Raw genomic sequence first — 26758 nt, 5'->3', positions numbered from 1 at the left:
CCCAAAAACCAGGGGCAAACATGTCAAGCCGCATCCTTGTCGCCTACAGCTCGCTGGGCGAACTGGAATATCGCTCATCCACAGTGAAGATCTCATCGACGGCTGGGTCTATGCCGAATACGTTGCCAGCGGCAGCTTTGCCGCCAACGACTACGGCTTTGAAAAGCCCAAGGCCAACCGCACCACAGATGTTGGGTAAAAACGAAAAGGTCAAGATCGGCAAAAACCGTACCAAGAGCGTCGGCGTCATGGAGAACGTCACCATTGACTTGAATTAAGGGCTGCCGCATGGAAAAGCCCTCAAGCGCGGGTCGCAGCATCCCAGAAGTTGCACCTGTCAAGCACATCAACCACACACCGTTTCCTAGCCAGTATTTCCAGACGGTAGACCAGTATGGGCGAGCGTTCCATGTGATTGCTACGCGCATCACTTATGACATGCAAGGCCTGTGGGGCAACGGTTATCTCAGCTATGCGGCAGAACAATCCCCCCTGGCTATGTCTGATGTATGGGATGGGGAACCCAATGTGAGTTCTCCGCTGTGGGAAAGTGACTTCGCCCCCTATAAGCCCAAATGCGACGTGCTGGTTGCCAATGCTGTCAGCCGTCCACCAAACGGCAAGTTCGGCTCACGCTGGCGATGTGGCATTGCAATTGATTGGTGTGATGAAAACGGACAAGACCAACATTGGCATAAAGAGCTGCTAGTTACAGGCCCCCGAGTCCATAACATGCTGGGCTTACCAGGAACGCCTCAACCAACGACGCAAACACGCATCCATTGGCAAAACGCTTATGGTGGTCACAAAGATCGTTCAAGTGGTGCAGGCCATAACGTTGATGAACGTAATCCTATCGGGCATGGTCTCAACAAGGCAAGAGGGGCCCGGGCGCCCCAATTGGAGCCTGCCTCCCAGACGTACCGTGGTCAGAAAAACTATTCGCCGATCAGTCTCACAGCATTAGGTCGCGCCTGGTTGCCGCGCAGGGCTTTGGCAGGAACCTACGACAAGGCATGGCGTGAAAAGCAGTGGCCACTGCCACCCATGGATTTTGATTACGCGTACTGGAACTGCGCCCCAGCCGATCAGCAAATCGACTATCCCACGCCTGGCGCGAAGCTGAGCCTGATCGCCCTCTATCCGCCGAACTTGAGCCACGCCTGGCCGGAGCGCTTTAGTGCACGGCTGCCACTGCACCAACTGTTTGTCTTTGCGCGGCTCTCCCCAGCCCTGGGTTGGCCGGGCGACATCCTGGTAGATCTAGACACCCTGGTGGTTGATCTTGCCACTTTGCAGCTATACGCCACCTATCGATTGGTTGTGCCGGTTCCCAAGCAACTGCCCCAAAACACCACCCTTGTGCTTGAGACACGTATGGCTCCAGTAGGACACATGGACGATTCGGTTCCGTCCGTGGAGCTTGGCCCTCTGGGTTGACTGGTATCAAAAAGAGGAAAACAACATGGCTGACGAACAACTCACCGCCAAAGACGCGCGCTTTCTTGTGATCGGAATGGTGCCCGATGTTTGCCTGACTCCCGGCAAAAGCGGCCACCCCGTGCCATATCCGATTGCCCATGAAATGAGCCAGTCCGAGCAGTGTTCTGCCGATGTCTTTGCCAATGGGAAACCGGTGTTCCTGCACCAAATGAGCTACGTGGACAACGTGCGTGGAGATGAGCCCGGCATGGGCGGAGGAGTGATCACCGAGGTGAACATGAAGGTCAGCCACAGCAATCAGCACAGCACCGGCGTTTTTGTCAATGGGCACCCCGTGGTGCGCACTGGCGACCAGATGCACATGAACACCAGGAAGCCTTGAGGATGATCAATGGTCACCAAGCCGCTCACACCAGCGCCCAAGCCCCCGAGTAAAGCAGAGAAACATCCACCAAAGGGCAACCCACCGCATGGTGAAAATGCTCGCGGTAAGGTTGTCAACAAAACCGAGCCAGCACCCAAGAGCGCACCAAGCAATCCAAAGAAGGACTATCCGCCTGATTTCCACGATCGGGAGTTGGAAATAGCCAAGGAGATGGAAAGAACCAAGACTGCGGCTGAGCATGCCCCAGGCATTTTGGATGTGGTGGGCACAGTCTTGGGCGGAGGCCGAGGTAGAAGAAGACGCGGGGCAAAGCCAGCAGCAAAGCCGACAGAAGAGCCTGCGCCTCCTACTAAAACACCTGCTCCGGCTCCTGCTCCAAAGGCTCCGTCCTCGCCTCCACCTGCACCCCCACCAGCAGCCGCCGAGGTAAAAGCAGCAGGGGGGAGTGGCGGCGCTTATGTAAAAGGCAAAACAAAGCGCCGACCTCGTCGTCGTTGCGAACTGGTACCTTACAACGAACTTGAATGCCCTCCCGGCAATGACCGGCACCATGTCGTGCCCGATTGGATGCTGCGCCAGGGCAAGCGGGGCGGGCTGGAGCGCATTCCTGATATGCCCTCGCTCGACGAAGGACCTGCCATCTGCCTGGAAAACGGCAGCGGCAAAGAACACGACACGGCCCACAAGCATACGGATCGGCCCGCAGCGCGCGTAGGGCGTGAAGGCAAGGCGACGGGCACACCCGGCACGATCACGCTGGGCCAGGCCAAGAAAATCTCGGCGCGCGCCATTGAAAAATCAACTGGAGGCCCAAAAAAAGGGGGCTGCTCCAGGGCAGATATTCAAAAGCAACTCGATGAGCAATTCAAGGCGCACAATGATGCGGTTCTGCGGGCAGTTAAAGATGCGCGCAGGGTGACTGATGAAATAAAGAATGCAACAAACGGTGGAAAGGACTACTGATGAAATCCAAAGATTTATTTCGATCTTATCAGGCTGGCTGCTTGATTGAAGGAGTAATGCCTTTATTCGGTGAGTCACTAGATGAATTTGAAGGCAATTCGGTAATAACTACTTATGCTCCCAACCTGCGACCTACTGATCCATGGCGGAAACAGTTAGTGGAAGATTGGGTAATTGTGAGTGTATGCACATGGATGACTCACGGGATTATTTTTCGCTGCATATTAGATAGCGAGGGAAAAGTCAATATATATGGCGGTCCTCAGAAGCTAGATAAATTATTTCAAATTTCCGACGCTGGAGTAATGCGCGAAGATGCACTGGGTCTAGGCTATGTCAATCGCATTCGCGCCATTGGCAATGCCTTGTATGTCTGCGGTCAATCCAGGCAAGTTTATCGGTTTGAGCCTGGCACGCCTGAGGTATTGGACGGAAACTGGCTCGACTTTGCAGGCCCCATGCGGCAGGCACCCATCAGCGATCCACCGGAAGGCGATGGCGAAGAGTTTGACCGATGGCTGGATGCAAATGATGCCATTGATTTTGTGGATATCGACGGCAGCAGCGAGAACGATATCTATGCCGTAGGCGATGAATGTTGGCATTACCACAATGGCCGCTGGAGGCAGTTGCAGCTGCCGACAGATGAGTTCATCAACGCCATCAAGGTCATCAGTGCCAGCGAAGTATTTCTGGTAGGGCACAACGGAACGCTGCTCTATGGCAATGCCCGGGCGGGCTTTACCGATCTATCCAGTATTGATGACAACCAGAATCTCACCAGCGCCGAAGTATTTGAAGGCAAGCTGTATCTCGCGTCAAACCTGGGTTTGTTTGTTTACGATCCGCAGATCAAGAAAATAGAGCCTTGCCCTACCAGCTTGCAGCCTGAACTGCAGGATACCCATATTCTGGAAGCGAAGGACGGAACTCTTTGGAGCTTTGGTTTTAAAGATCTGGCGTATTTTGATGGCCATGTTTGGACCCGCGTAGATCACCCAGATAATCCGCCGATTCGATAGCAAACTGAGTGTTGTATCAGTCTATTTATAAAAATCAGCTGGATGAGCAGTTCAAGGCTCACAATGATGCGGTTCTGCGGGCAGTTAAAGATGCTCGTAACGTAACAGAAGATATTAAAAATGCTGTTGATCGCTCTGCTGGAGATATTTAATTATGGCAATTGATAAGACCAAAACATTTCAGTTTGGAGCGCTCATCAATGCATTCGTTGGTCTTCTTGCTGAAACCCTTGATGCCATTAATATCAATGATTATGATTTTTCCTTTGTCGGCGCTTATAGCGGTAAAGATCCGCTGACACGTAAATGGCTAGTTAAGGACTACGATTGGGTCACTATTTGTGTGGCCTATTGGCCTATCCACCAATTACGCTGTGTACTTTCCCGAGAAGGGCAAATTCGTCTATATGCACCAGGAGGTAGTCCCGATAAAATCTACCAGCTCCCCGGCGCTGGAGTAATACGCGAAGATGCGCTTGGCCTGGGCTATGTCAATCGCATTCGCGCCATTGGCAATGCCTTGTATGTCTGCGGTCAATCCAGGCAAGTCTATCGGTTTGAGCCCGGGGCACAGCAGGTGTTGGACGGAAGCTGGTTCGACTTTGCTGGTCCCATGCGGCAGGCCCCCATCAGCGATCCACCGGAAGGCGATGGCGAAGAGTTTGATCGCTGGCTGGATGCAAACGATGCCATTGATTTTGTGGATATCGACGGCAGTAGCGAAAACGACATTTATGCCGTAGGCGATGAATGCTGGCATTACCACAATGGCCGCTGGAGGCAGTTGCAGTTGCCGACAGATGAGTTCATCAACGCCATCAAAGTCATCAGTGCCAGCGAAGTATTTCTGTTAGGGCACAACGGAACGCTGCTCTATGGCAATGCCCAGGCGGGCTTTACCGATCTATCCAGTATTGATGACAACCAGAATCTCACCAGCGCCGAAGTATTTGAAGGCAAGCTGTATCTCGCGTCAAACCTGGGTTTGTTTGTTTACGATCCGCAGATCAAGAAAATAGAGCCTTGCCCTACCAGCTTGCAGCCTGAACTGCAGGATACCCATATTCTGGAAGCGAAGGACGGAATTCTTTGGAGCTTTGGTTTTAAAGATTTGGCGTATTTTGATGGCCATGTTTGGACCCGCGTAGATCACCCAGATAATCCGCCGATTCGATAACGAACTGAATGCTGCGTCAGGGCAAATGGGGCGGGCCGCAAACTATCCCTAATACGCCTTCGCCGGGCGAGGGGATTGCCATCTTGTGCAATCGGCAATAGCGTGTATGCAGCAGGTAGTGCTTGTGCGGCCCTTCAATGCGGGTGTGCAGGTCGAAATGCGTATCGTCCAACAACTCGTAGCGGCTGTCGTAGCGATCCAGATTGCACAGGTGGGTTTGCACCGGCAGCAGCGCCTTTTGCTGCGGGTTGTAGCGGTAATGCTGGTAGGGCTGTCCGGCCTGCAGGCCGTCTGCAAAATCAACGCGCACGGTGTCGCCTTCCATGCGGTAGTTGAAGCGCCGCGAGAAGGAAAGCGGCCGCTCCCCATTTGCCAGCTGCAGCTGTCCACTCTCCTGGTAGCGCAACTGGTTGGCATCGCCCGGCTGAAACAGGGCCTCGCCCACGGCCTCCCCAATGGCGAGTTCGTCGGCGCCCCGCATGGTGCGTGTGAAGCGCCATGGGCCGCTGAAATAGCGTAAGAGCGCTGCCTGCAGGTCTGCCGCGGCATCCGGCAAGCGTGGAGCGGTCACCTGGATACCTTCAGCGCCAGGCATAGGCGCACCATGGGTGGGACGGGTCCAGCAGCCACTGGTGCAGTTCGTCGCTGCTGATGGCCCGGCCCATGGCATCGGCCCGGCCCTTGGCCACCCATTGCGCCCGGCCTTGCACATAGGCCTGGCCAAAGTCCTGCCAGCTGGCAAAGCAGTCGCGGGCGCGTGCGGCGTTCAATTGCAAAAGCTGCCACTGCTGATCAGCAGGCAGCCAGCCCAGCATGGCGGCAGTGCGCACAAAAAAGCTGATGCGCGCGCAGGCAAAGGCCATGGCAGCGCGCGGGTCGTCGCCGGGCTGCAGTTTGTCAAGGTCGAAGCACCACCAGCGCGTGCGCAGCAGATCGGGCAGTTGCTGGCGCACGCTGGCGTTGTCCAGGTCGGTGCGCAGGCCAAATTCGTGCAGCGCCATGGGGCGCAGCGAAGCGGCCAGGCCATCGGTGGGCTCGGGCATGTCGCTGTCGGCAAAGCCGCCCTTGATGGCATGAAAGGCCATGGGGTGCGCCAGCGCCAAAGCCCAGTTGTACTCTGGCGCCAACTGGTAGGCTTTTTGCAGGCTGCTGCTGCGTGGCGCGCTGCTGCCAAACTGGCGGCTGAAGGCCTGGATGCACTTCCACACCAGCCACAGCGCCACGACCAGAAAGGTGATCTGGATCATGGTGTTGTCACTTTCGTTGCGGGTACCGGTTTGCCCGCCTGCTGCAAGGCATAGGCCAGCGCGGGGCTGATGGCATGGCCTGCCAGAACGCTGCTGTCGCGCGCAGCGGCCAGCCATTGCACCAAAGGCGTGGGCTGGCGCAGATGCTGCAGCAGGCCGGGCTGGCGCTGCCACAGGTGCAGCTGGTCGGATTCCTGCGTCAGCGCTTCGACCTCGTGCCAGCGGGATGCCACCCGTACCAGGCGCATGCCCAATGCGTCATCGGGCGTATCTTCGCTGGTCGGCAGTTGGTTCAGAAAGCCGAGCACATCGGTGCGGTAGCGGTCGATGGGCGGGCGGTTCTGCTTGCCCTTGATTTGGTCGATGCGCAGGCGGCCATCGTCCTGCACCCAGGCGCTTATGGTGATGCGCGGCTGCTGCTGCCCTGTGCGGTAGCTGAAGATGCGCATGCGACCTTGCTCGCAGCTTTCGGCGTAGTGTTCACCATAGCCGCCTGTCAGGTGGCGGCGGTTGGCAAACTGGCCCAGGCAATGGCGCATCATCTGGCTCTCATAGGCCATTTCTTCGCGCAAGGCTGCGGTTGGCAGCAGTTCGACAAACTCTCCATTGCTGCCTTGCCATAGCGGCGCCACCGCTTGCGGGTTGTGGCTGCGCCAGCCGGCCAGTTGCCGGGTTTCGAACGCACGGTGTTCCTGCTCCCAGCGCTCCAGGGCCTGGGGGCAGTTGATGCGCATGAGCTTGCCTTCCAGCGATGTGCCCACGCGCGACTGCAGAAATTCCAGCAGCCGCGTCTCCAGCGCCAGGACGGCATCGCTTTCGGGGTTGATCCACCACAGTGCGGGCTCGGCGCCATCCCGGTGGGCGGAGGCAGCGCGTGCCACCACGGCCATGGCCCAGGCGGGCGGGCCGTTGCGGTAGCGCTGCTGCAGGTCGTCGGTGGTGTAGATGGGCTGCACGGCAGGCGGCGGGGCCAGCAGGTTGCCCACCACGTAGCGGTAGAAGTGGTTGTGCAGCCAGGTGGCGATCTCTTGGCTGTCGCCCCGTTGCTGGCTGCGTTCGGTAATGCGAGTCTTGATCTCGGGCGCGTTGACGACGTTGCGCGCCAGGTACGTTGCCTGATGGCTCATGGCTTTACCAGAACTTCCACCAAGGTTTGCTGCTGTCTGCGGCGTTGCTGCTCGTGCCTTTACCCAGCTTGGGCGCCAGCTCGGCAATGCTGTCTTCCAGACGCTTGCGCTCGTCGGGGTGGCTGTCAGCGGAAAAACGCTGCGCGTCCTGGTAGAGCTGCATGGCTTGCTGCCGTGTTCCAGATGTCTGCATGGCATCGCCCGCCCGGCGCAGCAGGTAGGCGTTCTTGCGCTCGCGCAACTCGGGCAGCAGGGCCTGCAGGCGCGGCAGCACTTCGGCGCCATGGGTGTCCGAGTAGTAATCGAGCTGGTTGAGCAGGCTGCTCAAGTAGTCGTGGCGGGATTCGCGCTGGTCGTCACCGTCCAGCGCGTTCCACCATTCGTCCAGGCGCTCCAGCCAGATGCTGTTTTCCACGTTGCGGCCTTGCTGGTAGAGCGCATAGGCGACCTTGGGAAAGTAGTCAGACGGGCTGTGCCGGCTGTAGCCGTTCTCCCGGCTGTAGTGCCACAGCTGTTCACCCGCTGCGATGATCTGGGGGTAGTTGTCGGTATCGATGTAGGTAGAGAGGATGCCGTTGTAATGCTCGGCAAACGGGCTGGTGGCGATGCCTTTGGCGTGCAGGGCAAGCGCGGCGTCGTAGTTCTCGTCGTTGTAGCGGTATTTGATGGCCAGGTTGTTGCACAGCATCGAGTAGTCGTGGATGTCGCCATCCTTGTAGCTGCCCTGGCCGGTGGCAAACCAGTGCTCAAAGCGCGCCTGGCCGGCTTCGTAGTAGTGCTTGGTCCAGCGCAGCAGCTCGTCATAGGGCCAGTCATCCGGTAGTGCGTCGCCAGCAATGTTCAGTGCTTCCTTCAGGGGCCAGTCGTCGTCCATGCGCACGCCCATCGCATAGTTCCAGCTGCCTGCGTCGGTGCGGATGTAGGGCGTTTTCAGCGCCGCCTGCAGGCCCATGCTGCGCGCGCGTGCGACGAACAGCCGGTATGTGAGCTCGCCATTGGCGTACTGGGGCAGCTCGCTCAGCGCCTCCAGCAGCGGCAGTGCCTCGGCGTGGCGATCGGCTTCGAACAGGTGGTTGCCTTGCAGCAGGCGCCACAGCGGATGGTTGGGCGTTTGCTGCTGCACGATGGCGCCATAGTGGGCAAAGGCCTGCTCGGGCTCCATGCCTTCGGGCAGGAACTCTGCCAGCTCGGCCTCGCCGCTGGCGGCCATCAGGGTCAGTGCCCAGTAGGGGGCGCCCGCCGATTCGCCCAGGTGGGCCAGGGCATGGCGGCAGGCCGCCTCGCGCGATGTGCCGCGGCTGTGCAAGGCGCTTTCAAAGGCCATGTGCGCGGCCTCGGGCAGGCGCCCGGCCTGCAGCAGCCATTCGATCAAGGTGGCGCTCATGGCATCGTCGGCATCCTGCACCAGCGCAAAGCGGCCTTCGAGGCCCTTGGCGATGGCGGCATCGAGCTGGCCCTGGCGGTGGAGGCTGTGCGCATGCAAGCGTGCCAGCTGGGCCAGGGTGTCGCGCCGGGTGCCGGGCGAGGCGTCGGCAGGCAGGCTTGCCAGGGTCCATTCGCTGTAGGAGGCCACGGTATCGGGCGCGAGGGTGACGATGTCGTCGGCCAGGCGCAGCCAGTCGTTGGTGTCAATGTCCTGCCCTGCGCCGGGTTGTTGCAGTTTGGCAAAGGCGTAGTGGCCAAAATCGCGCGCCGATGTGGGGTTGCCTTTGGCCGCTTCGATGGCGCCCAGGCGGGTGGCAAGGACTGCGTCGTCCCAGGCGCGGTAGCTGGCGCGCTCGGCCTGCTGGCTTTTGTATTGGTGCTGTTTGCGCAAGATTTGCTCTTGCAGATCGAAAGCCTGGGCCTGCTGCGCATGGCGGGCGAGGAAGCCCCAGGCGCGGTCGGGATCGCCTTGTGCGCCCCATTGGTCCACGGCTTGCATGGCATGGTGCACCACGCTGTGGTATTGCTCGCGTGGCAGTTCGCGGATGTCCTCGGCCGCATCGGCCTGCATCATGGCCATGGTGACGGCGGCGTCACGCTGGGCGGTGTGGCTCAGGTCGCCGAGCAGGCGCTCCTGGTGCTGCTGCACGGCGGCCAGGGCGCGTGCAGGCTGGCCGCTCATGGACCACAGGCGGTAGATGCGTCGCAGCTGGTCGAGGTCATCGGGCTGCATGGCCTGCTGGTCCATGCGTTCGCTCGCGGCCGACTGGCGCGCGGGCCAGTCGAGCGGCTGGGCTTCTTCGTCGTCGCTGTCGAAAATGGTTTCCACATGGTCGAGATAGGCATCGAGCGCATCGCCGTGCAATGCGGTGGAAGGATCGGCAACGGAAGCCATGGTGCAAGCTCGCTTTCTGTGGTGTGTCTCTCTGTGCGAAGCCCACATGCTACCGACCCTGGCCGGGCTTCCGGCAGGGTAACCGCCAGGCGCCTGCTGGATTTGAGGCGAAAGACGGTCATGGCGATTGTCTGTTGGGTGCTTGTAGCTATCAAAAGATGAGTTCTTCTACCTCCATTATTTGTAATAAATTGTTGATGTTTCGGCGCGCGAGGATATGGCGGTGGCGCCGCGGAGCCACCAGCCCGCTGCAAACGCGCCCATCCGAAGCAGCGCAGCAATGAAAAAGCCGCCTGTGCAGGCGGCTTGGGCGGGATTGTGGCAAGTGTCTTACTGCGCAATCACCACTTCGCCGCGCAAGGTGTAGGCCATGGCTTCGGTGATCTTCACATCGACCATCTGGCCGATCAGGCGTTCCTGGCCGGGGAAGTTGACCACGCGGTTGCATTCGGTGCGGCCCATCAGCTCGCCGTTGTCGCGTTTGGACTTGCCTTCCACCAGGAGGCGCTGCACCGTACCCAGGCGCTCTTCGCTGATTTCCTTGATGTTGTTGTTGATGACGGCCTGCAGCTCTTGCAGGCGGCGCAGCTTCACGTCGTACGGGGTCTCGTCGGGCAGGTTGGCCGCAGGGGTGCCCGGGCGTGGGCTGAAGATGAAGCTGAAGCTGTTGTCAAAGCGCACGTCGTGGATGAGCTTCATCATCTTCTGAAAGTCTTCGTCCGTCTCGCCGGGGAAGCCCACGATGAAGTCGCTGCTCATGGCCAGATCGGGCCGGATGGCCCGCAGCTTGCGGATGGTGCTCTTGTATTCCATAGCGGTATAGCCGCGCTTCATCGCCATCAGGATCTTGTCCGAGCCGTGCTGCACGGGCAGATGCAGGTGGCTGACCAGCTTGGGCAGCTTGGCATAGGCTTCGATCAGGCGCGGCGTGAACTCATTGGGGTGGCTCGTGGTGTAGCGAATGCGCTCGATACCGGGGATTTCGGCTACGTATTCGAGCAGCAGCGCAAAGTCTGCGATCTCGGCCGTGTCGCCCATCTTGCCCAGGTAGGCGTTCACGTTCTGGCCCAGCAGCGTGATTTCCTTGACGCCCTGGTCGGCCAGGCCAGCCACCTCGACCAGCACGTCCTCGAAGGGGCGGCTGACTTCCTCGCCCCGCGTGTAGGGCACGACACAATAGCTGCAGTACTTGGAGCAGCCTTCCATGATCGAGACAAAGGCCGAGGCGCCTTCAACCCGGGCGGGCGGCAGGTGGTCGAACTTCTCGATCTCGGGGAAGGAGATGTCGACCTGCGGCTTGGCCTTGGCCTGGCGGGCGTTCAAAAGCTCAGGCAGGCGGTGCAGGGTCTGCGGGCCGAACACCACGTCCACATAGGGCGCGCGCTTGATGATCTCATTGCCTTCCTGGCTGGCCACGCAGCCGCCCACGCCAATGAGCACGCCCTTTTCCTTGAGGTGCTTGACGCGGCCGAGGTCGCTGAACACCTTCTCCTGCGCCTTCTCGCGCACCGAGCAGGTGTTGAACAGGATCAGGTCGGCCTGCTCCGGGTCGTCGGTGGGCTCGTACCCCTGGGCGGCGCCCAGCACATCGGCCATCTTGTCCGAGTCGTACTCGTTCATCTGGCAGCCAAAGGTTTTGATGAAGACTTTTTTAGACATGGTGCAAATCCATAGCGCCACGGCCCCGGCGAGCGAGGCTATGGTCAAAGCAGCCATCGGCGCTTATCTAGAAAGCGCCAGCAGCTATGAAAAGAGTAGTTTTTACCGAGGCCTGTTTACCGGAACAGGCTGCTCCAGAAGCTGTTGTCCGCCCGGTCGCGCTTGAGCTGGGCTTCTGCGCTGTTCAAGATCCAGGCGGCGTGCAGGCGGCCCGAGGCTTTTTCGATCACGTAGTTCACGTTCAGCTCCTGGCCCTGCACGGTGCCGGGGCGGATCGTGGCGTTTTGCGGGTTGTAGAGCTTGAATGCCGGAGCCAGCAGGAGCTGCTTGCCATCAACCGTGGCTTCGCTGGTGCTGCTCACCACCAGGGTGCCGCGCAGGGCTTGTGGAGGAAAGGCGCGAACCTGGCCTTGCACAGGGGCGAAGGTGGCGGTCTGGGCTTGTGCGGGCACGGCGGCCAGCAATCCCAGGCCCAGGGTCAGGGCCGTTGCCATGGCGGCGGAGTGGCGGCGCAGGCGTGTGGTGGTGTGTGGGGTTGGTGTTGTGCAGCGTTGCATGGTGTATATCCAGGGGCTGAAGGCCGCATTCTACAAAAGGGCATGGTGCCAGAGTCCGGCGCTGGGGCTTGGCGGGCAGATGGCTGGCAGCGGGGCCTTCTTCTACCGCCGGGCGCCCTTGGTGGTGGCGATCAGGCCTGCCATCACCAGGGCCATGGCCACCAGCAGGGCAGGCGAGGGCATGCGCTGGTACAGGGCCAGCTCCAGCGCGGCGGCGGTGACGGGCCCCAGGGTCTGGAATGCGATCACGAGCGATGCATCGAGGCGGCCCAATGCCCACAGCAGGCAAAAATAGCCCAGGCCGCTCGACAGGCCAATGAAGACCACGTGCCCCCACTGCACCGCAGAAAACACCGGCACCAGGGGCTGGCCCTGCAGCGAGCAGTACAGCGCCAGAAACAACACCGCTGCGCCCATGGCAAGGCTGCTGGTGGGAAGCGCCGGATACCGCCGCATATAGGGACCGTACAGAATGCTGGTGGCTGCCCCCACCAGCGTGGCTGCCAGCAGGGCCGCCATGCCAGAACCATCCAGCGCACCATCGCTGCCAGCATGTCGCCCCGAGCCCAGCAGCAAGACCGCCGCCCCGCACACGGCCAGCAGCACGCCAACCAGCTTGCGGATGCTGAAGGTTTCGCGCCCCGAGAGGGCCGCCAGACACAGGGTGAACAGCGGCATGGTGGCAAACACCAAGGCGCAGGTCGATGCGGGCAGGCGCGCCAGCGCGTGGTTGAGCAAGAGGATCAGCACCGCGAACTGCGCCACGCCGAGCGAGGCGATGGCCAGCGCATCGCGGGCGCGGTACCGGGGCCATGCCGCCAGCAGGGCGGGGCCCGCCAGAATGGCCAGCCCAATGGCATAGCGCAGAAAGGCAAGGCTGGCAGGAGAGGCTGCGGGCGATACCGCGCTGGTGGACACCATGGCAGCGCCCACCAGCATGCCGGTGGTGGCCGCTGCCCACAGCGCGGGCTGGCGAGACTGCATGTGCCGCCTAGGCGCCGTGCAGGCGGCGGGTGAACTGCTGCTCCACCACCTTGGAGCCCCATTGCTGGCCAGCTTCTTCATGCACCAGCGCAAAGCCAAAGGATTCGTAGAGCCTGCGCGCCGCATCCAGGCCCTGAAACGTCCACAGCTGCGTGCGCGCAAAGCCGCGCTGGTCGCAAAAGGCCATGGCCTGCGCCATCAGCTGGCGGCCCACGCCACTGCCGCGGCAGCCGTCATCAAGAATGAACCAGCGCAGGTGGGCCTGGTTGTCGCCCAGGTCCTGGCCGTCAATGGCAACGGAGCCGACGATGCGGTCGTTCTGCACGGCGGTCCAGATCTGATTGCCCGGCTCGGCCAGGCGCCCGGCGAATTCGGCAACACCGGTGGCGACCTTGCTTTCAAAGAACTGGCCAAAGCCCCAATCCCGGGCGTAGAAGGCCGCATGCATCTCCGCCACGCGGCCAATCACGCCCGGCCGGTAGCCGCTGTGCACGGTGATGGCGCCGGTACTGGTGTTGGCCGTGGGCTGGCCTGCCTTGGCACCCAGCCGGTGCGCCTGCAGTGCCCCTGCATAGGCCGACAGCCCCTGGGCAACAGCTTGCTGCTGCGATGGGTTGAGCTGGGCCATGGCAGAGCGCACCTGCATCTGGCCATAGGCGTGGATGTCTGCCACCGTGCGGCTGCCGTGTGCGGTCAGCAGCAGTTGCTTGGCACGCGCGTCATCGGTACAGGGCTGCTCGTTCACTTCGCCGTTCTTTACGAGCTTGGCCACCATCCGGCTCACGCTGGATTTGTCCAGCCCCAGAAACTCCGCCAATTGCGCTGCCGTGATGCTGCCGCGCGCCTCAATCTCCAGCAGGGCATGGACTGCCGATGCAGAATACTGGGTGGCCGCCAGCGTGCTGGCCATGAAGCCCAATTCCCGTACCATGCAGCGCGATGCTGCGCGGATGTCGTTGACCAAGGTCGCGTCTGCTGTCATACGGCTCTCCTGTATATGGTTGCAATATACAACTTTTAAGTTGTATGTTGCAACTTTTTTGAGAAGCCAACTGCGTGGATCGGGGAGCGAGGGTGGTTGTTGAAGGGAGAGGGCGGAATATGCCGCCTTAACTCCCCCGTCCAACGGGCTCCATCACGCTGGCGTTCAAGCGTCCAGACGATAGCTCGACACCGCCAGTCCGCCCATGAAAGCGTCTTCATGGTACACGCGCACCGCCTGGTCGCCCTCGGCAGCGCCCACGGCCACCATCAGCGGCAGCAGATGCTCTTCGCGCGGGTGGGCCAGCCGGGCCGCAGGAGCGGCTTCCCAATCGATCAGGCGCTGCGTGCGCTCGGCCGGGGTGGCTTGCAGCATGGTGTCGGCCAGCCAGTCGTCAAAGGCTTTTGCTGGCGCGTGCGCTTGCGGGCCAAAGGCACGCAGGTTGTGGTACGAGAGGCCGCTGGCAATGATCAGCACATCCTCATCGCGCAAGGCCGCCAGTGCGCGGCCCAGCGCCAGGTGCTCGGCGGGGTCGAGCCCGCGCCGCAGCGACAGCTGCACCACCGGCACATTCGCCTCCGGGTAGATGGCGCGCATTGGCGAGAACATGCCATGGTCGTAGCCACGCTCGGCGTCTGCCTCGACCGCAATGCCCGCCTGCGCGAGCAGCCCTGCCACACGTTGCGCCAGTGCGGGTGAGCCGTGCGAGCGGTAATGGATCTGGTAGGTTTCGGGCGGAAAGCCGCCGTAGTCGTAGATCATGCCGGGCTGCGGCGTGGCCTGCACGGTGAAGGTGGGCTCTTCCCAGTGGGCCGACACCATCAGCACGGCCTTGGGCGTGCGGCCGATCTGGCGCGGCATGTCAGCCAGCGACGTGGCGAGGTTCGCATAGGCCGGAGCCATCTGCGGCATCCACGGCCAGGGGCCGCCGCCGTGCGAGATGAAGTACACGGGCAGCCGTTGGGGGTGCGCAGGGGCGGGAGAAACAGCGGGGGCAGTCACAGTGGTGGTCATGGAAAAAACTCCTTGCCATGAATGTAGAGGTGCTTATCCAGGAAACCAAGAGCCTAAAATGCATGGATCAATTTCTTGATAAGAAACCATGGACCAGCTCACCAGCATGCAAGTGTTCCGGCAGGTGGTGGACAGCGGCAGTTTTGCGCTGGCCGCGCAGCGGCTCGATATCTCGGCGCCCATGGCCAGCAAGCATGTGGCTCAGCTGGAAAAGCGCCTGGGTGCACGCCTGCTCAACCGCAGCAGCCGCCACCTGAGCCTGACCGAAGCGGGCCAGCGCTGGTATGCGCAAAGCAGCCAGGCGCTGGAGATGCTAGACGCCGCAGCGCAGGAAATCGGCCAGCACCACCAGGCGCCGCGCGGCCAGCTCAAGATCAGCGCGCCGGTGTGGTGTGCCACGCCCCGCATGGCCCAGATACTGGCGAGCTACCGCGCCCGCTACCCCGAGGTGCTGGTGGACATTCACCTCGACAACCACAAGATCGATCTGGCCACCGCAGGCTACGACATGGCCCTGCGCGCCGCCACCGAGCCCGCGCCGCACCTGATTGCCCGCCCGCTGTGCGAGGTGCCTTTCTACCTGGTGGCGGCGCCTGCCTACCTGCAGCGCACGGGCCACCCGCAGCAGCCCGCAGACCTGATGCGCCACGCCGCCGTGGTACCCAGCTATGTGGCCACGGGCCCTTTGCAACTGAGCCAGGGCGGGCGCAGCGTGCCCCTGCATCTGCCACCGGCACTGCTGTCCGATGATTCCAACCTGAGCCTGCACGCCGTGCGCGCGGGCATGGGCATCGGCTTTCTGCCCGGCTGGCTGGTGGATGCGGATGTGGCCCAGGGGCAACTGGTGCGCGTGCTGCCGCAATGGAGTGCGCTTACCGTGACCCTGTACGCGATCTACACCAGCCGCCGCTACCTGGCACCCAAGGTGCGCAGTTTCATCGACTGGCTCTCGCAGGAGCTTGCCGGTGGTGGCGAAAGTTCACCGCCCGAAAAGGGCTGATGGACTCACGCCGCCTGCAGGCTGCCCATGCGCACGCGCTGCGCCAGGCGCAGGCGGCTGATGAAGCCGATCTGGCGCAGGGCTTCGGCAAATTCTTGTTCGGTGTCGCGCTCGGTGCGTGAGGCCAACTCGGCAAAGAGGCCCATGCGTGTGTAGTGGCGCACGCAGGCAATGAATGGAAAGCCGTGGCGCGTGCGGTAGGTCTGGTTCAGTGTTGCCAGGCGCTCGCCCTGTTCCTTTTCCAGATCGCCCAGCCCGGCGCTTTGCTGCTCCTGCTGGGAGTCGCTGGTCAGCGTGCCGGAGCGTACCGCGCTGGCCGACAGCTCCGGGTGACCGCAGAGAAAGCGCACCGCCTGCTCGCGCGGGCTGGCGTGCACGGCAGCCAGCATGGCGGCGTGCAATGCGTCAATGCCCGCAAACGGGCGCTGGCGCGCAGCAGACTCCGCAACCCAGGGGGCATATTCGAACACTTCGCCAAGCGCGGCCACGAAATCGCCGTGCGCCATGGTGTTGAGTTCGTCGAGCGAAGGGGTAGGGTGGGTGGAGGTGGTAGTCATGGAGCCAGTGTAGAAAGCGCGTCTCCCGCCTCACAGTCCTGGCTTGTTATAGCCCGTATAGCATCCGGCTACGCCCGCTCTGCCAAGGCCTGCGATGCCTGGCCCAGCAGGCCGCGCAGCCAGATATGGGAGGCATCGCGGTGCCGCGACGAATGCCACAGCTGGTAGAAGCGCATGGTGCGGCTGCCCACCGGCAGCGGCAGCATGGCCAGGGGCAGGCGCCGGGCGTGGTAGGCGGCGAAGTGGCGGCTGGTGGTCAGCAGCAGGTCGGTGCCCACCAGCAGATCGGGGGCCTGCGAGAAGTAGGTGCATTGCACGCGGCCGTCGCGGCTCACCCGCATGGTGCCCAGGCTCGATTCCACCACCCCGCGCTGGTCGGGCGAGTAGGGCGTGAACACCACATGCGCTGCCTGCAGGTAGCGCTCTGCCGTGAGCTCTTCCGGCGCGGCCAGCGGGTGGCTGGCATCCATGAGGCAGACCACCTCGTCCTCGATCAGCGTGGAGATGTGCAGGTGCTCCGGCGGACTGGGCCAGTTGCCGATGACGATGTCCACCTCGGCATTCTGCAGGGCCTGCTCGTAGTCGAAGTTCTGCCCCAGCGGAAGTATGGCAAGCCGCGCCCCGGGCGCCTGGGCGCGCATGAGCTGGACGACGCGCGCCATGAAGGGCGGCGCCAGGTAGTCGGGCGTGGCAATGGTAAAGCGCTGCTGCGTGGTCTCGGCAGCGAACTCCTTGCCCGAGGTGAGTAGCCCATCGATCAGGCCCAGCGCAGCGCGCGCCTGCTCCACCGCCTGCAGCGCCCGCGCCGTGGGCACCATGCGGTTCTTGTCACGCACCAGCAGCGGATCGTTGAAGATGGCCCGCAGCCGCCGCAGCGCGGCACTGATGGCCGGTTGCGACTGGTTCAGCCGTATGGCGGCGCGCGACACACTCTTTTCATGGATCAATGTGCATAGCACACGCAGCAGGTAGGTATCGAATGGATCTTCGCTGCGAGACACGTGTTTTCCCTATGAATATGCGTTTTGCTATGCGGCTCATAGCAGCTGGCTAGTTTCGCATATTGCCGCAAGCCGCGACCATGCAAGCGTTCGCAAACCCCAACTACAAATTCCCGAGACAAGGACTTGCAATGAACGCTCAAAGTGTGCCCCTCAGTGGTGCGGCGTCCTCCATCGACGAGGTCGACGCCACCTATTCCAAGATCTCCTGGCGGCTGTTGCCCTTTCTGGGTGTGCTGTGGGTGCTGGCCTGGCTGGACCGCGTCAACATCGGTTTTGCCAAGCTGCAGATGCTCGATGACCTGAAGTTCAGCGAAGCCGTCTACGGCCTGGGCGCGGGCATCTTCTTCATCGGCTACTTCCTGTTCGAGGTGCCTTCCAACATGCTGCTGCAGAAGATCGGCGCCAAGAAGACGGTGATGCGCATCACCATCGGCTGGGGCATCATCTGCATTCTGCAGGCCTGGGTGACGACGCCCACGCAGTTCTACATCCTGCGCTTTCTGCTGGGCGCCTTCGAGGCAGGGTTCTACCCCGGCGTCATCCTGTACCTGACCTACTGGTATCCATCGAAGCGCCGCGCCAAGGCGTTTGGCACCTTCATGTCGGCCTCGGCCATTGCCGGTGTGCTGGGCGGCCCGCTGGCGGGCGGCATCATGACCTGGACGGCCGGTGCCCACGGCATGCACGGGTGGCAGTGGCTGTTCATCATCGAAGGCATTCCTTCGGTCCTGGCAGGTGTCGTGGCCTATTTCTACATGACCGACCGCCCCGAGCAGGCCAAGTGGCTGACCGACGCGGACCGCGCCATCGTACGCCAGCAGCTGGAGCTTGACCAGAAAGCCCAGGGCGAGCGCGACAGCGATTGGCGCACCCTGTTCGGCAACCCCATGGTGTGGCTGCTGATTGCCGTGTTCTTCTGTCTGCTGTGCGCCAATTCCACGCTGACCTTCTGGATGCCGACCGTCATTCGAGAAGCGGGCTTTACCACCCCCATGGAAGTGGGCTGGATCGCAGGCGCCGCCTATCTGCTGGGCGCTGCGGGCATGGTGCTCAATGGCCGCCATTCGGACCAGCGCGGCGAGGTGCGCTGGCATTTTGCGGGCTCGGCCCTGCTGGGCGCTGCCGGTATGCTGGCGCTGGCCATCACCATGGGCATGGCCAGCATTCCGGTGGTGCTGGCGCTCACGGCCATGGTGCTGGCCCTCATCGGCACGATGAGCGCGATTCCCGTGTTCTGGCAGATGCCCAATATGCTGCTGAGCGGAGGCGCCGCAGCCGTGGGTGTGGCGCTGATCAATTCGGTGGCCAATCTGGCAGGTTTTGGCGCACCTTACCTGATGGGCCTGATCAAGGCATCCACCGGCAAGGTGGCGCCGGGCTTGTACCTGGTGGCGATTGTGGAAGCGCTCGCAGCGGTTCTTGCCATTGCCTTCATTGCCCGCATGCAGCGCCGCAAAGGCCAGGGCCGCTGAGGCCGCACCCGAGGAGACCGGTTCATGACCCAGACATCACATTCCTCCACGCCACAGTGCGCCCAGCCCCAGGGTGGCCTGCCCCAGATTGGCCTGCCCCAGGCTCCGGCGCGCCGTCAGTTTGCCCTGAGTAGCCTTGCCTTGGGCGCCTCGGCCCTGGTGGCTGCGCGGGGTGCGCTGGCAGCCGATGCGCCTGCTGCGCCCGCGCAGGGCACCGGCCCCATCGTGCTGCATGGTGCAAGCCCGCGGCTGACGGTGCACACCATCGACACCTACCACGGCATGGCCGCCACCGGCCTGCGCATCGATTTTTCGCGCTGGGATGGAGATGCTTATGTGCTGGTGCGCAGCTTCACCATCAACGCCAATGGCCGTGCTGATGAGCCGCTTTTGATCGACGACAGCTACCGCACCGGCCGCTACGAGCTGCTGCTGCATGTGGATGCGTATTTTGCCGCCAAGGGCGCCCAGTTGCCGCGGCCGCCGTTCCTCTCCAAGCTGCCGGTGCGCTTTCAGATCACCAATGCCGCAGAGCGCATCCACCTGCCGATCCAGTTCGGCCCCTGGAGCTACACCTACTCGCGCGGCAGTTGAGCCGCCGCAACGCTATCGAAAGGAACGCCATGGCAGGCATCAGCACCCATGTACTCAACCTCACCACCGGCCGCCCCATCAGCGGCATGCGGGTGGAGTTGTATGACCTTGCGCACACCCCGGCGCAGCGCCTCACCAGCACGCGAACCAACGCCGATGGCCGCACCGATGCGCCCATGATGGCAGCTGCCGCCGCGCGCACCGGTGATTTCGAGCTGCGCTTTTACGTTGGCGAGCATTTCAAGGAGCCCACAGCCCTGTCGGACGAGGTGCTGGTGCGCTTTTCCATCTTTGACGCGGCCCAGCACTACCACGTACCCATGCTGTGCTCGCCATGGTTCTTCAACACCTACCGAGGCAGCTGATCCTTGTTTTTCCATCCGAGGGAATGATTTCATGAGCAACGACCACAACAATGACACCGGCAAGTACCTGATCGAATCCATACGACTGGCCATGGGCAACGTCAAGGGCCGCAAGCAGGCGACCTGGCCCTTTGGCGCCGTGCTGGTCAAGGACGGCCGGGTGCTGGCCCGGGCCGTGAACCAGGTGGACGAGCTGTGCGACCCGTCCGCCCACGCAGAAATGCAGGCGGTACGCATGGCCGCCAAGGCCCAGGGCAGCACCGATCTGTCGGGCGCGGTGGTGTACGCCAGCGGCTACCCCTGCACCATGTGCTACACGGCCATGCTGCTGGCTGGCGTGAAGACGGTGTACTACGCTTACTCCAATGAAGACGGCGAGCCCTACGACCTGTCTGCCGCGCGCGGCTACGAGCAACTGGCCAAACCAGAGGGCGAGCGCGAGATGGCGCTGGTCAGCCACCGGGTGCGCGATGAGGGCGAAGACCTGTACGACGCGTGGCAGAAGGCCGTTTCTGCCGGCTGACCCTGTACTGCAGATTGCCAGGCTCCTGTTGCCCCGCGTGCACCGCGCGCGGGGCTTTTTTGTTGGCCCGCGCGCCGGGTCAGCCCGCGCGGCGGAAGGTCAGGTTGATCCGTTGCCCCGCCAGCAGCGGATGCGCCACGGGGCTTGCCCCGTCCTTGACCGGCATCACGCCGTGGTAGCGCATGCGGTCCACGCCTCCCCACACCACCACGTCGCCGTGCTGCAGGGGCAGTTTTTGCGTGGCATCGCCGCGCTCATGGCCTCCCCACAGAAAAATGGCGGGCAGGCCCAGCGAGACGGAGACGATCGGTTGGCTGGCATCGCCTTCGTCCTGGTGCAGCGTGAGGCGCGTGCCCACCGTGTAGCGGTTGATGAGGCAGGCATTGGGCGCAAAGGCGGGTAGCGCCGCTGCGTCGGCGGCCTGCGCGGCCAGTTCGATGAAGCTCGATGGCATGGCAGGCCAGGGCTGGCCGCTCAGCGGATCGGCCCGCACATAGCGGTAACCCAGTCGGTCGCTGTACCAGCCGAAATGGCCGCAATTGGTCATCGCCACCTGCATGTGGCGCCCGCCGGGGGTGATGAGGTGGCGAAACGGCGCCTGGCTGGTGATGTGCGTCAATTCATCGAGCAGGGCCTGTTGCCAGCGCAGCGCAAAACCGCGCAGCACGCAGGCCTGCTTGCCGATGGCAATGCGTTCCCACGCTGGGCTGTCAATGGTGTCGTCAGTGCTGAACAGGTCTTGCATTACTATGATTTTGATAGCGTGCTATGCCTACGGGGTGAAAGCTTTAGCGGTTTTGATCAGATCAGCTCTTTTTGCTGCGTCTGGGAGGCAAACCCCTCGGTGGCAAGCAAGGCATGCTTGCGCTCCAGCCCCCAGCGGTAGCCGGTGAGCGAGCCGTTCTTGCCAATCACCCGATGGCAGGGCACCAGCAGCGAGATTTCATTGGCGCCATTGGCCCGGCCCACGGCCCGCACGGCCTTGGGGTCACCCAGAAGCGCCGTCAGTTCGCTGTAGCTGCGGGTCTGGCCCGGCGGAATCTGGCACAGGGCCTGCCACACCTTCTGCTGGAACGCCGTGCCCCCCAGCACCAGGGGCACCTGCGCTGCCAGCGCAGGCGTCTGCAGCGCCGCTTGCACGGCCTGCGCCAGTGCGGCGAGGCCCGCGTCGTCGTGCACCAGGGCGGATTTGGGGTAGCACTGCGCCAGCTCTGCCACCAGGGGCGCTGCCTCGTCGCCAAAGTACAGCACGGCCAGGGGCGGCAGTCGCTGGCCAGGGGCGGTGGGCGCATCGCTGCGGGTAGCAATCAGCACCAGCCCCAGCGAACAGGGCACCACGCTGTAGTGCAACTGCGCTGGCGCGCGTGGCGGGGTAGGGAGCAGAGTGATGTGTTGCATGGCAAGCTTCCGTCAGATGGAATGCTTGCACTGTAACGCCGCAGCTTTTTCCGTGCCTCGACATTCTTGCGCTGCAATTGCTGGCGATCTGGTGGAGGCAGGCGGCGTTGCCGCGCAACACCAAAAGCAAAAGCCGCAGTGTTCTGTGCAAACACTGCGGCTTTGTTGTCTGGTGGTCGTAGTGGGACTTGAACCTACGACATCAGCATTATGAATGCTGCGCTCTAACCAACTGAGCTATACGACCAGGAGGGCGCATTGTAGGGGCAAAGTCGGCACGCTGCGGCACAATTGCGCTCTTTTTCGCCACAGGTGCAGGGTGCACGCGCACGGCAAGGTACCAGCGAACGGCATTTTTGAGGCCTGAAATGCATCTGCACAAAGAAAAACCGCAGTGCTCTTGCGAACACTGCGGTTTGTTGTCTGGTGGTCGTAGTGGGACTTGAACCTACGACATCAGCATTATGAATGCTGCGCTCTAACCAACTGAGCTATACGACCGGCAGAGCGCCATTATATATCGAAATTTCAGCCCGAAGAAATTTCGCGGCACTTTTGCAGGCAGCCGTATGGATCATCCATGCGGATTCGCATAGCCCCGGATATTCATCAATAACGACAAACCCGAGTGTGTAAAAGATCATGCGCGCATATGTAATTTTTGTTGACAATATGTAGGCTTTTCCCAATAGTGGCGCCTGCTTTATCGACCGCTGGGACGGAAATAGCCCACGGTTCCGCAAGAAACCACTCAAGGAGAAGGCGCCATGCAGACGCCAGAAAAGAACAAGGTAGCCGGGCAGCGGCAATGGTCGCGCCGCCAATGGATTCAGACGTCCGGGGCGCTGATTGCCGGAGCGCCGTACATTGCGCGCTCGCAGTCCGCGCCCATCCGCGTGGCAGCCACCTTTGCCAACAGCGGGGTGGAAAAGCCCAATGGCCAGGGTCTGTTCCAGGGGGCGCAGGCCTGCTTCAATGCCATCAACCGCGCGGGCGGCATCAACGGTCGCCAGGTCGAGCTGGTGATGGCTGACGACGAGTTCAACCCGGCCAAGGCCAAGGAAAACGCGCTCAAGTTTGCCTCGGATGCAGGCGTGGTGGCCTTGCTGCACCCCCAGGGTACGCGCCAGACCACCGAGGTGATGAATGCCGTGCGCACGGTGCCCATCGTTGGGCCCAACTCGGGCACCACGGCGCTGCACAAGCGCGGGGCCAACAACGTGTTCTGGGTGCGCACCAATTACGACGTGGAACTGGAGCGCCTGGTGCGCTTTGCCGACACCCTCAACCTAAAACAGATCGCCCTGGTCTACCCCAACGATCCGTTTGGTCTGTCGGTGCTCGATGGCTTCAATGCGGCGCTTGCGCGGCGCAACATCAAGGCCGTGGGCGTTGCCAGCACGCCCGGTACGGCCAGCCTCGAAGTCGGCCCTGCCGCCAAGGCCCTGGCTGCCGTGCCCGCGCAGGTGCTGATCATGAGCCTGGTGGGAACGCTGCCTGCCTTCCATGAGGCCTACCGCGCAGCGGGCGGCACGGCAATCTCTTTTGCGCTGTCCCTGGGCGGCAGCGCCCCCAATCTGGCCGCCATGGCCAAGCAGCCCGAGCGGCCGATTTTCTCGGTGATCGTGCCGCCACCCAATGCAGAGCGGTTCGAGCTGGCACGCAAGTATCGTGCGGACATGCGGGCATCCAATTTCAGCGGCGATTCGCTGGTCAGCCTGGAAGGCTATGCCGATGCCCGCGTGCTGGCTGAAGGCATTCGCCGCGCAGGCGCAAGGGTCGACCGCGACAGCGTGACCGCAGGTCTGGAGAGCATGAGCGATTTCGACCTGGGTGGCCTGCGTATTCGCTATGGCAAGGACGCCCGAGAGGGCAATACCTATACCGACATCGTGACGGTGGCGCAGAATGGCCAGATTCTGAGTTGAGATGGGGAGAGGGTGTGAGGGGAAGCAAAAAACGCCGCGTCATGCGGCGTTTTTCTTTGGTGCCTGAAATGCCCGACCGGCTATCAGTCAGCTATCGGCCAGCCATTAATCAGTTATTGATCAGCTGTGCGTGAACTTGGCTTCGCGCTTGTTCACGAAGGCATCCATGCCTTCCTTCTGGTCGTTGGTGGCAAACAGCGCGTGGAACAGGCGTCGCTCAAACATCACGCCATCGTTGAGGCTGCCTTCAAAGGCGCGGTTGACCGATTCCTTGGCAGCCATCACGGCCAGCTGCGAGAAGCCGCTGATGATGATGGCCGCGCCCAGGGTTTCTTCCATCAGCTTGTCCAGCGGCACCACGCGGCTGACCAGGCTGGCGCGCTCGGCTTCTTCGGCGCTCATCATGCGGCCGGTCAGGGCCATGTCCATGGCCTTGGCCTTGCCCACGGCGCGCGGCAGGCGCTGCGTGCCACCGGCGCCGGGAATCACGCCCAGCTTGATCTCGGGCTGGCCAAAGCGTGCGTTGTCGGCTGCGATGATGAAATCGCACATCATGGCCAGCTCGCAGCCGCCGCCCAGCGCGTAGCCGGACACCGCTGCAATCACCGGCTTGCGGATGGAGCGGATGGTTTCCCAGTTGCGGGTGATGTAGTCGCCGCCATAGGCATCGGCAAAGCTGTACTTGGCCATGGCACCGATGTCGGCGCCCGCGGCAAAGGCCTTTTCGCTGCCGGTGATGATCATGCAGCCAATGCGCTTGTCGGCGTCAAACTGCTTGAGCGCGTCGCCCAGCTCGTTCATCAGCTGGTCGTTGAGCGCATTCAGTGCCTTGGGGCGGTTGAGCGTGATGACGCCGACCTTTTCGGCTTCGACACGCACTTCGATCATTTCATAGGCCACGGTCTGTCTCCTTGGTTGGTCTGGCACCAGCGGCCCGCTGGCGCCTGCATATTTCGTCAGGCATCCTACACCAAGCCTGCTGCTGCGGCGCAGCAGGGGGGCAACTTGGCACATCAAGGTACCTGTTCAAGGGCCGCTATCGCTGCCTAGCGCCCATCCAGCCAGCGGCTGACCGATTTTTCATCGGCGACAGAAAGAGTGACCGTATCTGCAGCAGTGGCGGTTTTTGTGGCAGATTTTCGGCCTTTTTCTGTCGCTTTGGCTGCCGCTTTTGACACTTGTGGGGCCGTAGCGGCAGGCAGTTGCAGCGGCAGGCGCAGCAGGCGCTTGTCGCGGGCGACGAGGGCGAGCACTTCGCTGGCCTCTCCTGCGTACAGCAACAGGTCGTCAAGCTTGGTCAACCGCCAGCCAGCCGCCTGGGCGGTGGCCTGCACGGGCTCGATGCCAAGCCACTCGTCACCGGCCATCATGCCTGCGGCTTCGGCGGGGCCGCCGCGCAGCACGACCTTGACGCCGATACCGGCTGCGCCCTCGCTCACGCGCAGGCCCAGCTGCTGGGCGATCTGCGGCGTATCGCCCTTGCACTGCACGCCGTGCGCCTGCAGCAGTGCAGCAACGGGCAGGTCAAGCCTGCCATGCACCCAGGCGGTGATATCGGCTGTCCAGCTGTGGCCTGTCAGGGTGTGCAGCACGTCCAGCAGATCCTGCTCGCGCATCGGGCCGCCCTTGCATTGCTTGTAGAGCGCGCGCATCACATGATCGAGCGTGGTGCTGCCTTCGCGGCGCAGGCTCAAATCGAGGCACAGCGCCACCAGCGAGCCCTTGGTGTAGTAGCTGACGGTGGCGTTGGGCGTGTTTTCGTCCTGGCGGTAGTACTTGACCCAGGCGTCGTAGCTGGCCTCGGCCACGCTTTGCACATGGCGGCCGGGGGTCTGCAGCACCTGGTTGATGGTCTTGTTCAGGAGCTTCAGGTATTCGGCGTTGTCCAGCAGGCCTGCGCGGCGCAGGATCAGGTCGTCGTAGTAGCTGGTAAAGCCTTCAAAGAACCAGAGCAGCTCGGTGTAGTTCTCACGCTCGTAGTCGTAGCTGGCCAGCTCGATGGGGCGCAGGCGCTTGACGTTCCAGGTGTGGAAGTATTCATGGCTGATCAGGCCGAGCAAGGTGGTGTAACCGCTGCCGGCCTTGTTAGCATCGGCGCCCTGGCCCTTGCGCGGCAGGTCGCGCCGGCCGCAGATGAGGGCTGTGGAGTTGCGGTGCTCCAGCCCGCCGTAGTTGTCGTCCATCACGTTGAGCATGAACACATAGCGCTCGAACGGCGGCTTGCCCTTGGGGTGCCACAGGCGGATCTCGGTCTCGCAGATCTTCTTGGTGTCGGCAATCAGGCGCTCGCCATCAAAACTGGCCGCTGCGCCCGCCACCACAAAGCGGTGGGGCACGCCGTGGGCGGTGAACTCCGCGCTCCAGAATGCGCCCATCTCTACCGGGCAGTCCGCCAGTTCGTCGTAGCTGGCAGCGTGGTAGCGGCCAAATCCATTCTTGTGGGTCTTGATGGCAGTCAAGCCGGTGGCCACCTGCCAGCGCGGCTGGCTGGCGGGGGCCTCGATGTGCAGCACCTGCAGCCGCTGCTCTGCTCCGTGCACGCGCACAAACACGCTGGTGCCGTTGAAAAAGCCGCGGCTCGCATCCAGCCATGCGGTGCGCACCGAGCTGTCGTAGGCGCAAATCTGGTAGCTGAGCGTGAGCGGCACGCCCGCGCTGGCGTCGATTTTCCAGGTGTTCTTGTTCTGCTGGACGGCATCGACCATCTGCCCGCCCTGGCTGGCTGTCATGTCCTGCAGGTTCTTGGAGAATTCGCGCACCAGGTAGCTGCCGGGTATCCACACTGGCAGCGATACGGTCTGCTGCGGCTGGGGATCGGGGATATTGACGACCACTTCGTACAGGTGGGCGTTCAGATCCACCGGCGTGATGGTGTACTGGATGGCATTGGCTGCTGCAACGGGAATGCTTTTTTTCATGGGCTGGGCCGGGTGGCTGAGGGTATTTGCGCAGTATAGGCAGGCAGAAGGTGCCCGCCGTCTTCTCGGAATGGCGCTTTTCATCTGGGGGCTGCGCAGCCATAAAAAAAGGCCCCGCA

The 26758-nt window shown here is 62.3% G+C and carries 28 protein-coding genes and 2 tRNA genes; 13 read left to right on the top strand and 17 right to left on the bottom strand.

Annotated features, from left to right (window positions below):
• Positions 1–20 precede the first annotated feature (20 nt).
• From HNP33_RS05740 to HNP33_RS05710, 7 genes are read left to right on the top strand one after another with little or no spacing between them, the layout of a single operon-like run.
• Positions 21–278 carry a hypothetical protein gene (locus HNP33_RS05740; RefSeq protein WP_184706223.1) on the top strand — a complete coding sequence of 86 codons (258 nt, stop codon included), beginning with the start codon at positions 21–23 and terminating at the stop codon, positions 276–278.
• Between the two features lie 10 nt (positions 279–288).
• On the top strand, positions 289–1440 hold the full coding sequence (locus tag HNP33_RS05735; RefSeq protein WP_184706221.1) for a DUF2169 family type VI secretion system accessory protein: 1152 nt from the start codon (positions 289–291) through the stop codon (positions 1438–1440).
• A 25-nt stretch (positions 1441–1465) separates the two neighbouring features.
• Entirely contained in the window at positions 1466–1825 is a 360-nt protein-coding gene (locus HNP33_RS05730; RefSeq protein ID WP_184706219.1) for a DUF4150 domain-containing protein, read from the top strand.
• A 9-nt stretch (positions 1826–1834) separates the two neighbouring features.
• Positions 1835–2791, top strand: a complete 957-nt coding sequence (locus HNP33_RS05725) for a hypothetical protein (RefSeq protein WP_184706480.1) — start codon at positions 1835–1837, stop codon at positions 2789–2791.
• Positions 2791–3813, top strand: a complete 1023-nt coding sequence (locus HNP33_RS05720; RefSeq protein WP_184706217.1) for a hypothetical protein — start codon at positions 2791–2793, stop codon at positions 3811–3813. The genes HNP33_RS05725 and HNP33_RS05720 overlap by 1 nt, the downstream gene beginning before the upstream one ends.
• Positions 3814–3824: 11 nt before the next feature.
• The gene (locus tag HNP33_RS05715) at positions 3825–3965 is read left to right on the top strand and encodes a hypothetical protein (protein ID WP_184706214.1); all 141 of its coding nucleotides are present in this window, start codon (positions 3825–3827) and stop codon (positions 3963–3965) included.
• A 2-nt stretch (positions 3966–3967) separates the two neighbouring features.
• Positions 3968–4990, top strand: a complete 1023-nt coding sequence (locus HNP33_RS05710; protein ID WP_184706212.1) for a hypothetical protein — start codon at positions 3968–3970, stop codon at positions 4988–4990.
• A gap of 16 nt (positions 4991–5006) precedes the next feature.
• On the opposite strand, the gene HNP33_RS05705 is transcribed toward HNP33_RS05710, so the two are convergent.
• From HNP33_RS05705 to HNP33_RS05665, 9 genes are all read right to left on the bottom strand, one after another.
• Positions 5007–5585, bottom strand: a complete 579-nt coding sequence (locus tag HNP33_RS05705; protein WP_184706210.1) for a DUF6314 family protein — start codon at positions 5583–5585, stop codon at positions 5007–5009.
• Positions 5572–6237, bottom strand: coding sequence for a DUF1266 domain-containing protein (locus HNP33_RS05700; RefSeq protein ID WP_184706208.1), 666 nt, complete (start codon positions 6235–6237; stop codon positions 5572–5574). Before HNP33_RS05700 ends, HNP33_RS05705 begins: the two co-directional genes overlap by 14 nt.
• A complete protein-coding gene (locus HNP33_RS05695; RefSeq protein WP_184706206.1) occupies positions 6234–7364 on the bottom strand; it encodes a hypothetical protein in 1131 nt (376 codons plus the stop codon). Before HNP33_RS05695 ends, HNP33_RS05700 begins: the two co-directional genes overlap by 4 nt.
• Positions 7365–7368: 4 nt before the next feature.
• On the bottom strand, positions 7369–9684 hold the full coding sequence (locus HNP33_RS05690; protein ID WP_184706204.1) for a hypothetical protein: 2316 nt from the start codon (positions 9682–9684) through the stop codon (positions 7369–7371).
• A 330-nt stretch (positions 9685–10014) separates the two neighbouring features.
• Positions 10015–11343, bottom strand: coding sequence for a tRNA (N6-isopentenyl adenosine(37)-C2)-methylthiotransferase MiaB (miaB, locus tag HNP33_RS05685; protein WP_184706202.1), 1329 nt, complete (start codon positions 11341–11343; stop codon positions 10015–10017).
• Between the two features lie 116 nt (positions 11344–11459).
• A complete protein-coding gene (locus HNP33_RS05680; protein WP_184706200.1) occupies positions 11460–11900 on the bottom strand; it encodes a hypothetical protein in 441 nt (146 codons plus the stop codon).
• Between the two features lie 102 nt (positions 11901–12002).
• Positions 12003–12884, bottom strand: a complete 882-nt coding sequence (locus HNP33_RS05675; protein ID WP_184706198.1) for a DMT family transporter — start codon at positions 12882–12884, stop codon at positions 12003–12005.
• A 7-nt stretch (positions 12885–12891) separates the two neighbouring features.
• Entirely contained in the window at positions 12892–13866 is a 975-nt protein-coding gene (locus tag HNP33_RS05670) for a bifunctional helix-turn-helix transcriptional regulator/GNAT family N-acetyltransferase (RefSeq protein WP_184706196.1), read from the bottom strand.
• A 165-nt stretch (positions 13867–14031) separates the two neighbouring features.
• Complete coding sequence (locus tag HNP33_RS05665; RefSeq protein WP_184706194.1) at positions 14032–14880, bottom strand: DODA-type extradiol aromatic ring-opening family dioxygenase; 849 nt, start codon at positions 14878–14880, stop codon at positions 14032–14034.
• A gap of 88 nt (positions 14881–14968) precedes the next feature.
• On the opposite strand from HNP33_RS05665, the gene HNP33_RS05660 reads away from it, so the two are divergent.
• Positions 14969–15880: a LysR family transcriptional regulator gene (locus HNP33_RS05660; RefSeq protein ID WP_184706192.1), complete on the top strand. Its 912-nt coding sequence runs from the start codon at positions 14969–14971 to the stop codon at positions 15878–15880.
• A 5-nt stretch (positions 15881–15885) separates the two neighbouring features.
• Here HNP33_RS05660 and uraD read toward each other — a convergent pair whose 3' ends face one another.
• Complete coding sequence (uraD, locus tag HNP33_RS05655; RefSeq protein ID WP_184706190.1) at positions 15886–16437, bottom strand: 2-oxo-4-hydroxy-4-carboxy-5-ureidoimidazoline decarboxylase; 552 nt, start codon at positions 16435–16437, stop codon at positions 15886–15888.
• Between the two features lie 68 nt (positions 16438–16505).
• Positions 16506–17438 (bottom strand): LysR family transcriptional regulator, encoded by a 933-nt coding sequence (locus tag HNP33_RS05650; protein WP_184706188.1) that lies wholly within the window; start codon positions 17436–17438, stop codon positions 16506–16508.
• A 131-nt stretch (positions 17439–17569) separates the two neighbouring features.
• Between HNP33_RS05650 and HNP33_RS05645 the strand changes: the two genes are divergently transcribed.
• From HNP33_RS05645 to HNP33_RS05630, 4 genes are read left to right on the top strand one after another with little or no spacing between them, the layout of a single operon-like run.
• Positions 17570–18913 carry an MFS transporter gene (locus HNP33_RS05645; protein WP_184706186.1) on the top strand — a complete coding sequence of 448 codons (1344 nt, stop codon included), beginning with the start codon at positions 17570–17572 and terminating at the stop codon, positions 18911–18913.
• Positions 18914–18937: 24 nt separating this feature from the next.
• Entirely contained in the window at positions 18938–19507 is a 570-nt protein-coding gene (locus HNP33_RS05640) for a hydroxyisourate hydrolase (protein ID WP_184706183.1), read from the top strand.
• A 29-nt stretch (positions 19508–19536) separates the two neighbouring features.
• Positions 19537–19872 carry a hydroxyisourate hydrolase gene (uraH, locus tag HNP33_RS05635; protein ID WP_184706181.1) on the top strand — a complete coding sequence of 112 codons (336 nt, stop codon included), beginning with the start codon at positions 19537–19539 and terminating at the stop codon, positions 19870–19872.
• Positions 19873–19903: 31 nt separating this feature from the next.
• Positions 19904–20395: a nucleoside deaminase gene (locus HNP33_RS05630; RefSeq protein WP_184706179.1), complete on the top strand. Its 492-nt coding sequence runs from the start codon at positions 19904–19906 to the stop codon at positions 20393–20395.
• A 79-nt stretch (positions 20396–20474) separates the two neighbouring features.
• On the opposite strand, the gene alkB is transcribed toward HNP33_RS05630, so the two are convergent.
• From alkB to HNP33_RS05610, 4 genes are all read right to left on the bottom strand, one after another.
• Positions 20475–21146, bottom strand: a complete 672-nt coding sequence (gene alkB, locus HNP33_RS05625) for a DNA oxidative demethylase AlkB (protein WP_418903820.1) — start codon at positions 21144–21146, stop codon at positions 20475–20477.
• 50 nt (positions 21147–21196) lie between these two features.
• Positions 21197–21793, bottom strand: coding sequence for a methylated-DNA--[protein]-cysteine S-methyltransferase (locus HNP33_RS21270; protein WP_184706175.1), 597 nt, complete (start codon positions 21791–21793; stop codon positions 21197–21199).
• Between the two features lie 170 nt (positions 21794–21963).
• A tRNA-Met gene (locus tag HNP33_RS05615) sits at positions 21964–22040 on the bottom strand.
• Positions 22041–22217: 177 nt separating this feature from the next.
• A tRNA-Met gene (locus tag HNP33_RS05610) sits at positions 22218–22294 on the bottom strand.
• A 266-nt stretch (positions 22295–22560) separates the two neighbouring features.
• On the opposite strand from HNP33_RS05610, the gene HNP33_RS05605 reads away from it, so the two are divergent.
• Positions 22561–23721: an ABC transporter substrate-binding protein gene (locus HNP33_RS05605; RefSeq protein WP_184706173.1), complete on the top strand. Its 1161-nt coding sequence runs from the start codon at positions 22561–22563 to the stop codon at positions 23719–23721.
• Between the two features lie 120 nt (positions 23722–23841).
• Here the strand turns inward: HNP33_RS05605 and HNP33_RS05600 are convergent, their stop codons facing one another.
• A complete protein-coding gene (locus HNP33_RS05600; protein WP_184706171.1) occupies positions 23842–24621 on the bottom strand; it encodes an enoyl-CoA hydratase in 780 nt (259 codons plus the stop codon).
• A 146-nt stretch (positions 24622–24767) separates the two neighbouring features.
• Entirely contained in the window at positions 24768–26639 is a 1872-nt protein-coding gene (locus HNP33_RS05595; protein WP_184706169.1) for a M61 family metallopeptidase, read from the bottom strand.
• Between the last annotated feature and the right edge of the window lie 119 nt (positions 26640–26758).

Origin of the sequence: Comamonas odontotermitis (assembly GCF_014207855.1) — a bacterium.
Taxonomy (GTDB): domain Bacteria; phylum Pseudomonadota; class Gammaproteobacteria; order Burkholderiales; family Burkholderiaceae_C; genus Comamonas; species Comamonas odontotermitis_A.
This window is presented reverse-complemented; position numbering and strand designations above follow the sequence as displayed.

What these genes read in the sequence shown, in the direction of transcription:
- HNP33_RS05740 (WP_184706223.1), top strand. Translation starts at nt 21, where the DNA reads ATGTCAAGCCGCATCCTTGTCGCCTACAGCTCGCTGGGCGAACTGGAA.
- HNP33_RS05735 (WP_184706221.1), top strand. Translation starts at nt 289, where the DNA reads ATGGAAAAGCCCTCAAGCGCGGGTCGCAGCATCCCAGAAGTTGCACCT.
- HNP33_RS05730 (WP_184706219.1), top strand. Translation starts at nt 1,466, where the DNA reads ATGGCTGACGAACAACTCACCGCCAAAGACGCGCGCTTTCTTGTGATC.
- HNP33_RS05725 (WP_184706480.1), top strand. Translation starts at nt 1,835, where the DNA reads ATGGTCACCAAGCCGCTCACACCAGCGCCCAAGCCCCCGAGTAAAGCA.
- HNP33_RS05720 (WP_184706217.1), top strand. Translation starts at nt 2,791, where the DNA reads ATGAAATCCAAAGATTTATTTCGATCTTATCAGGCTGGCTGCTTGATT.
- HNP33_RS05710 (WP_184706212.1), top strand. Translation starts at nt 3,968, where the DNA reads ATGGCAATTGATAAGACCAAAACATTTCAGTTTGGAGCGCTCATCAAT.
- HNP33_RS05705 (WP_184706210.1), bottom strand. Translation starts at nt 5,585, where the DNA reads ATGCCTGGCGCTGAAGGTATCCAGGTGACCGCTCCACGCTTGCCGGAT.
- HNP33_RS05700 (WP_184706208.1), bottom strand. Translation starts at nt 6,237, where the DNA reads ATGATCCAGATCACCTTTCTGGTCGTGGCGCTGTGGCTGGTGTGGAAG.
- HNP33_RS05695 (WP_184706206.1), bottom strand. Translation starts at nt 7,364, where the DNA reads ATGAGCCATCAGGCAACGTACCTGGCGCGCAACGTCGTCAACGCGCCC.
- HNP33_RS05690 (WP_184706204.1), bottom strand. Translation starts at nt 9,684, where the DNA reads ATGGCTTCCGTTGCCGATCCTTCCACCGCATTGCACGGCGATGCGCTC.
- miaB (WP_184706202.1), bottom strand. Translation starts at nt 11,343, where the DNA reads ATGTCTAAAAAAGTCTTCATCAAAACCTTTGGCTGCCAGATGAACGAG.
- HNP33_RS05680 (WP_184706200.1), bottom strand. Translation starts at nt 11,900, where the DNA reads ATGCAACGCTGCACAACACCAACCCCACACACCACCACACGCCTGCGC.
- HNP33_RS05675 (WP_184706198.1), bottom strand. Translation starts at nt 12,884, where the DNA reads ATGCAGTCTCGCCAGCCCGCGCTGTGGGCAGCGGCCACCACCGGCATG.
- HNP33_RS05670 (WP_184706196.1), bottom strand. Translation starts at nt 13,866, where the DNA reads ATGACAGCAGACGCGACCTTGGTCAACGACATCCGCGCAGCATCGCGC.
- HNP33_RS05665 (WP_184706194.1), bottom strand. Translation starts at nt 14,880, where the DNA reads ATGACCACCACTGTGACTGCCCCCGCTGTTTCTCCCGCCCCTGCGCAC.
- HNP33_RS05660 (WP_184706192.1), top strand. Translation starts at nt 14,969, where the DNA reads ATGGACCAGCTCACCAGCATGCAAGTGTTCCGGCAGGTGGTGGACAGC.
- uraD (WP_184706190.1), bottom strand. Translation starts at nt 16,437, where the DNA reads ATGACTACCACCTCCACCCACCCTACCCCTTCGCTCGACGAACTCAAC.
- HNP33_RS05645 (WP_184706186.1), top strand. Translation starts at nt 17,570, where the DNA reads ATGAACGCTCAAAGTGTGCCCCTCAGTGGTGCGGCGTCCTCCATCGAC.
- HNP33_RS05640 (WP_184706183.1), top strand. Translation starts at nt 18,938, where the DNA reads ATGACCCAGACATCACATTCCTCCACGCCACAGTGCGCCCAGCCCCAG.
- uraH (WP_184706181.1), top strand. Translation starts at nt 19,537, where the DNA reads ATGGCAGGCATCAGCACCCATGTACTCAACCTCACCACCGGCCGCCCC.
- HNP33_RS05630 (WP_184706179.1), top strand. Translation starts at nt 19,904, where the DNA reads ATGAGCAACGACCACAACAATGACACCGGCAAGTACCTGATCGAATCC.
- HNP33_RS21270 (WP_184706175.1), bottom strand. Translation starts at nt 21,793, where the DNA reads ATGCAACACATCACTCTGCTCCCTACCCCGCCACGCGCGCCAGCGCAG.
- HNP33_RS05605 (WP_184706173.1), top strand. Translation starts at nt 22,561, where the DNA reads ATGCAGACGCCAGAAAAGAACAAGGTAGCCGGGCAGCGGCAATGGTCG.
- HNP33_RS05595 (WP_184706169.1), bottom strand. Translation starts at nt 26,639, where the DNA reads ATGAAAAAAAGCATTCCCGTTGCAGCAGCCAATGCCATCCAGTACACC.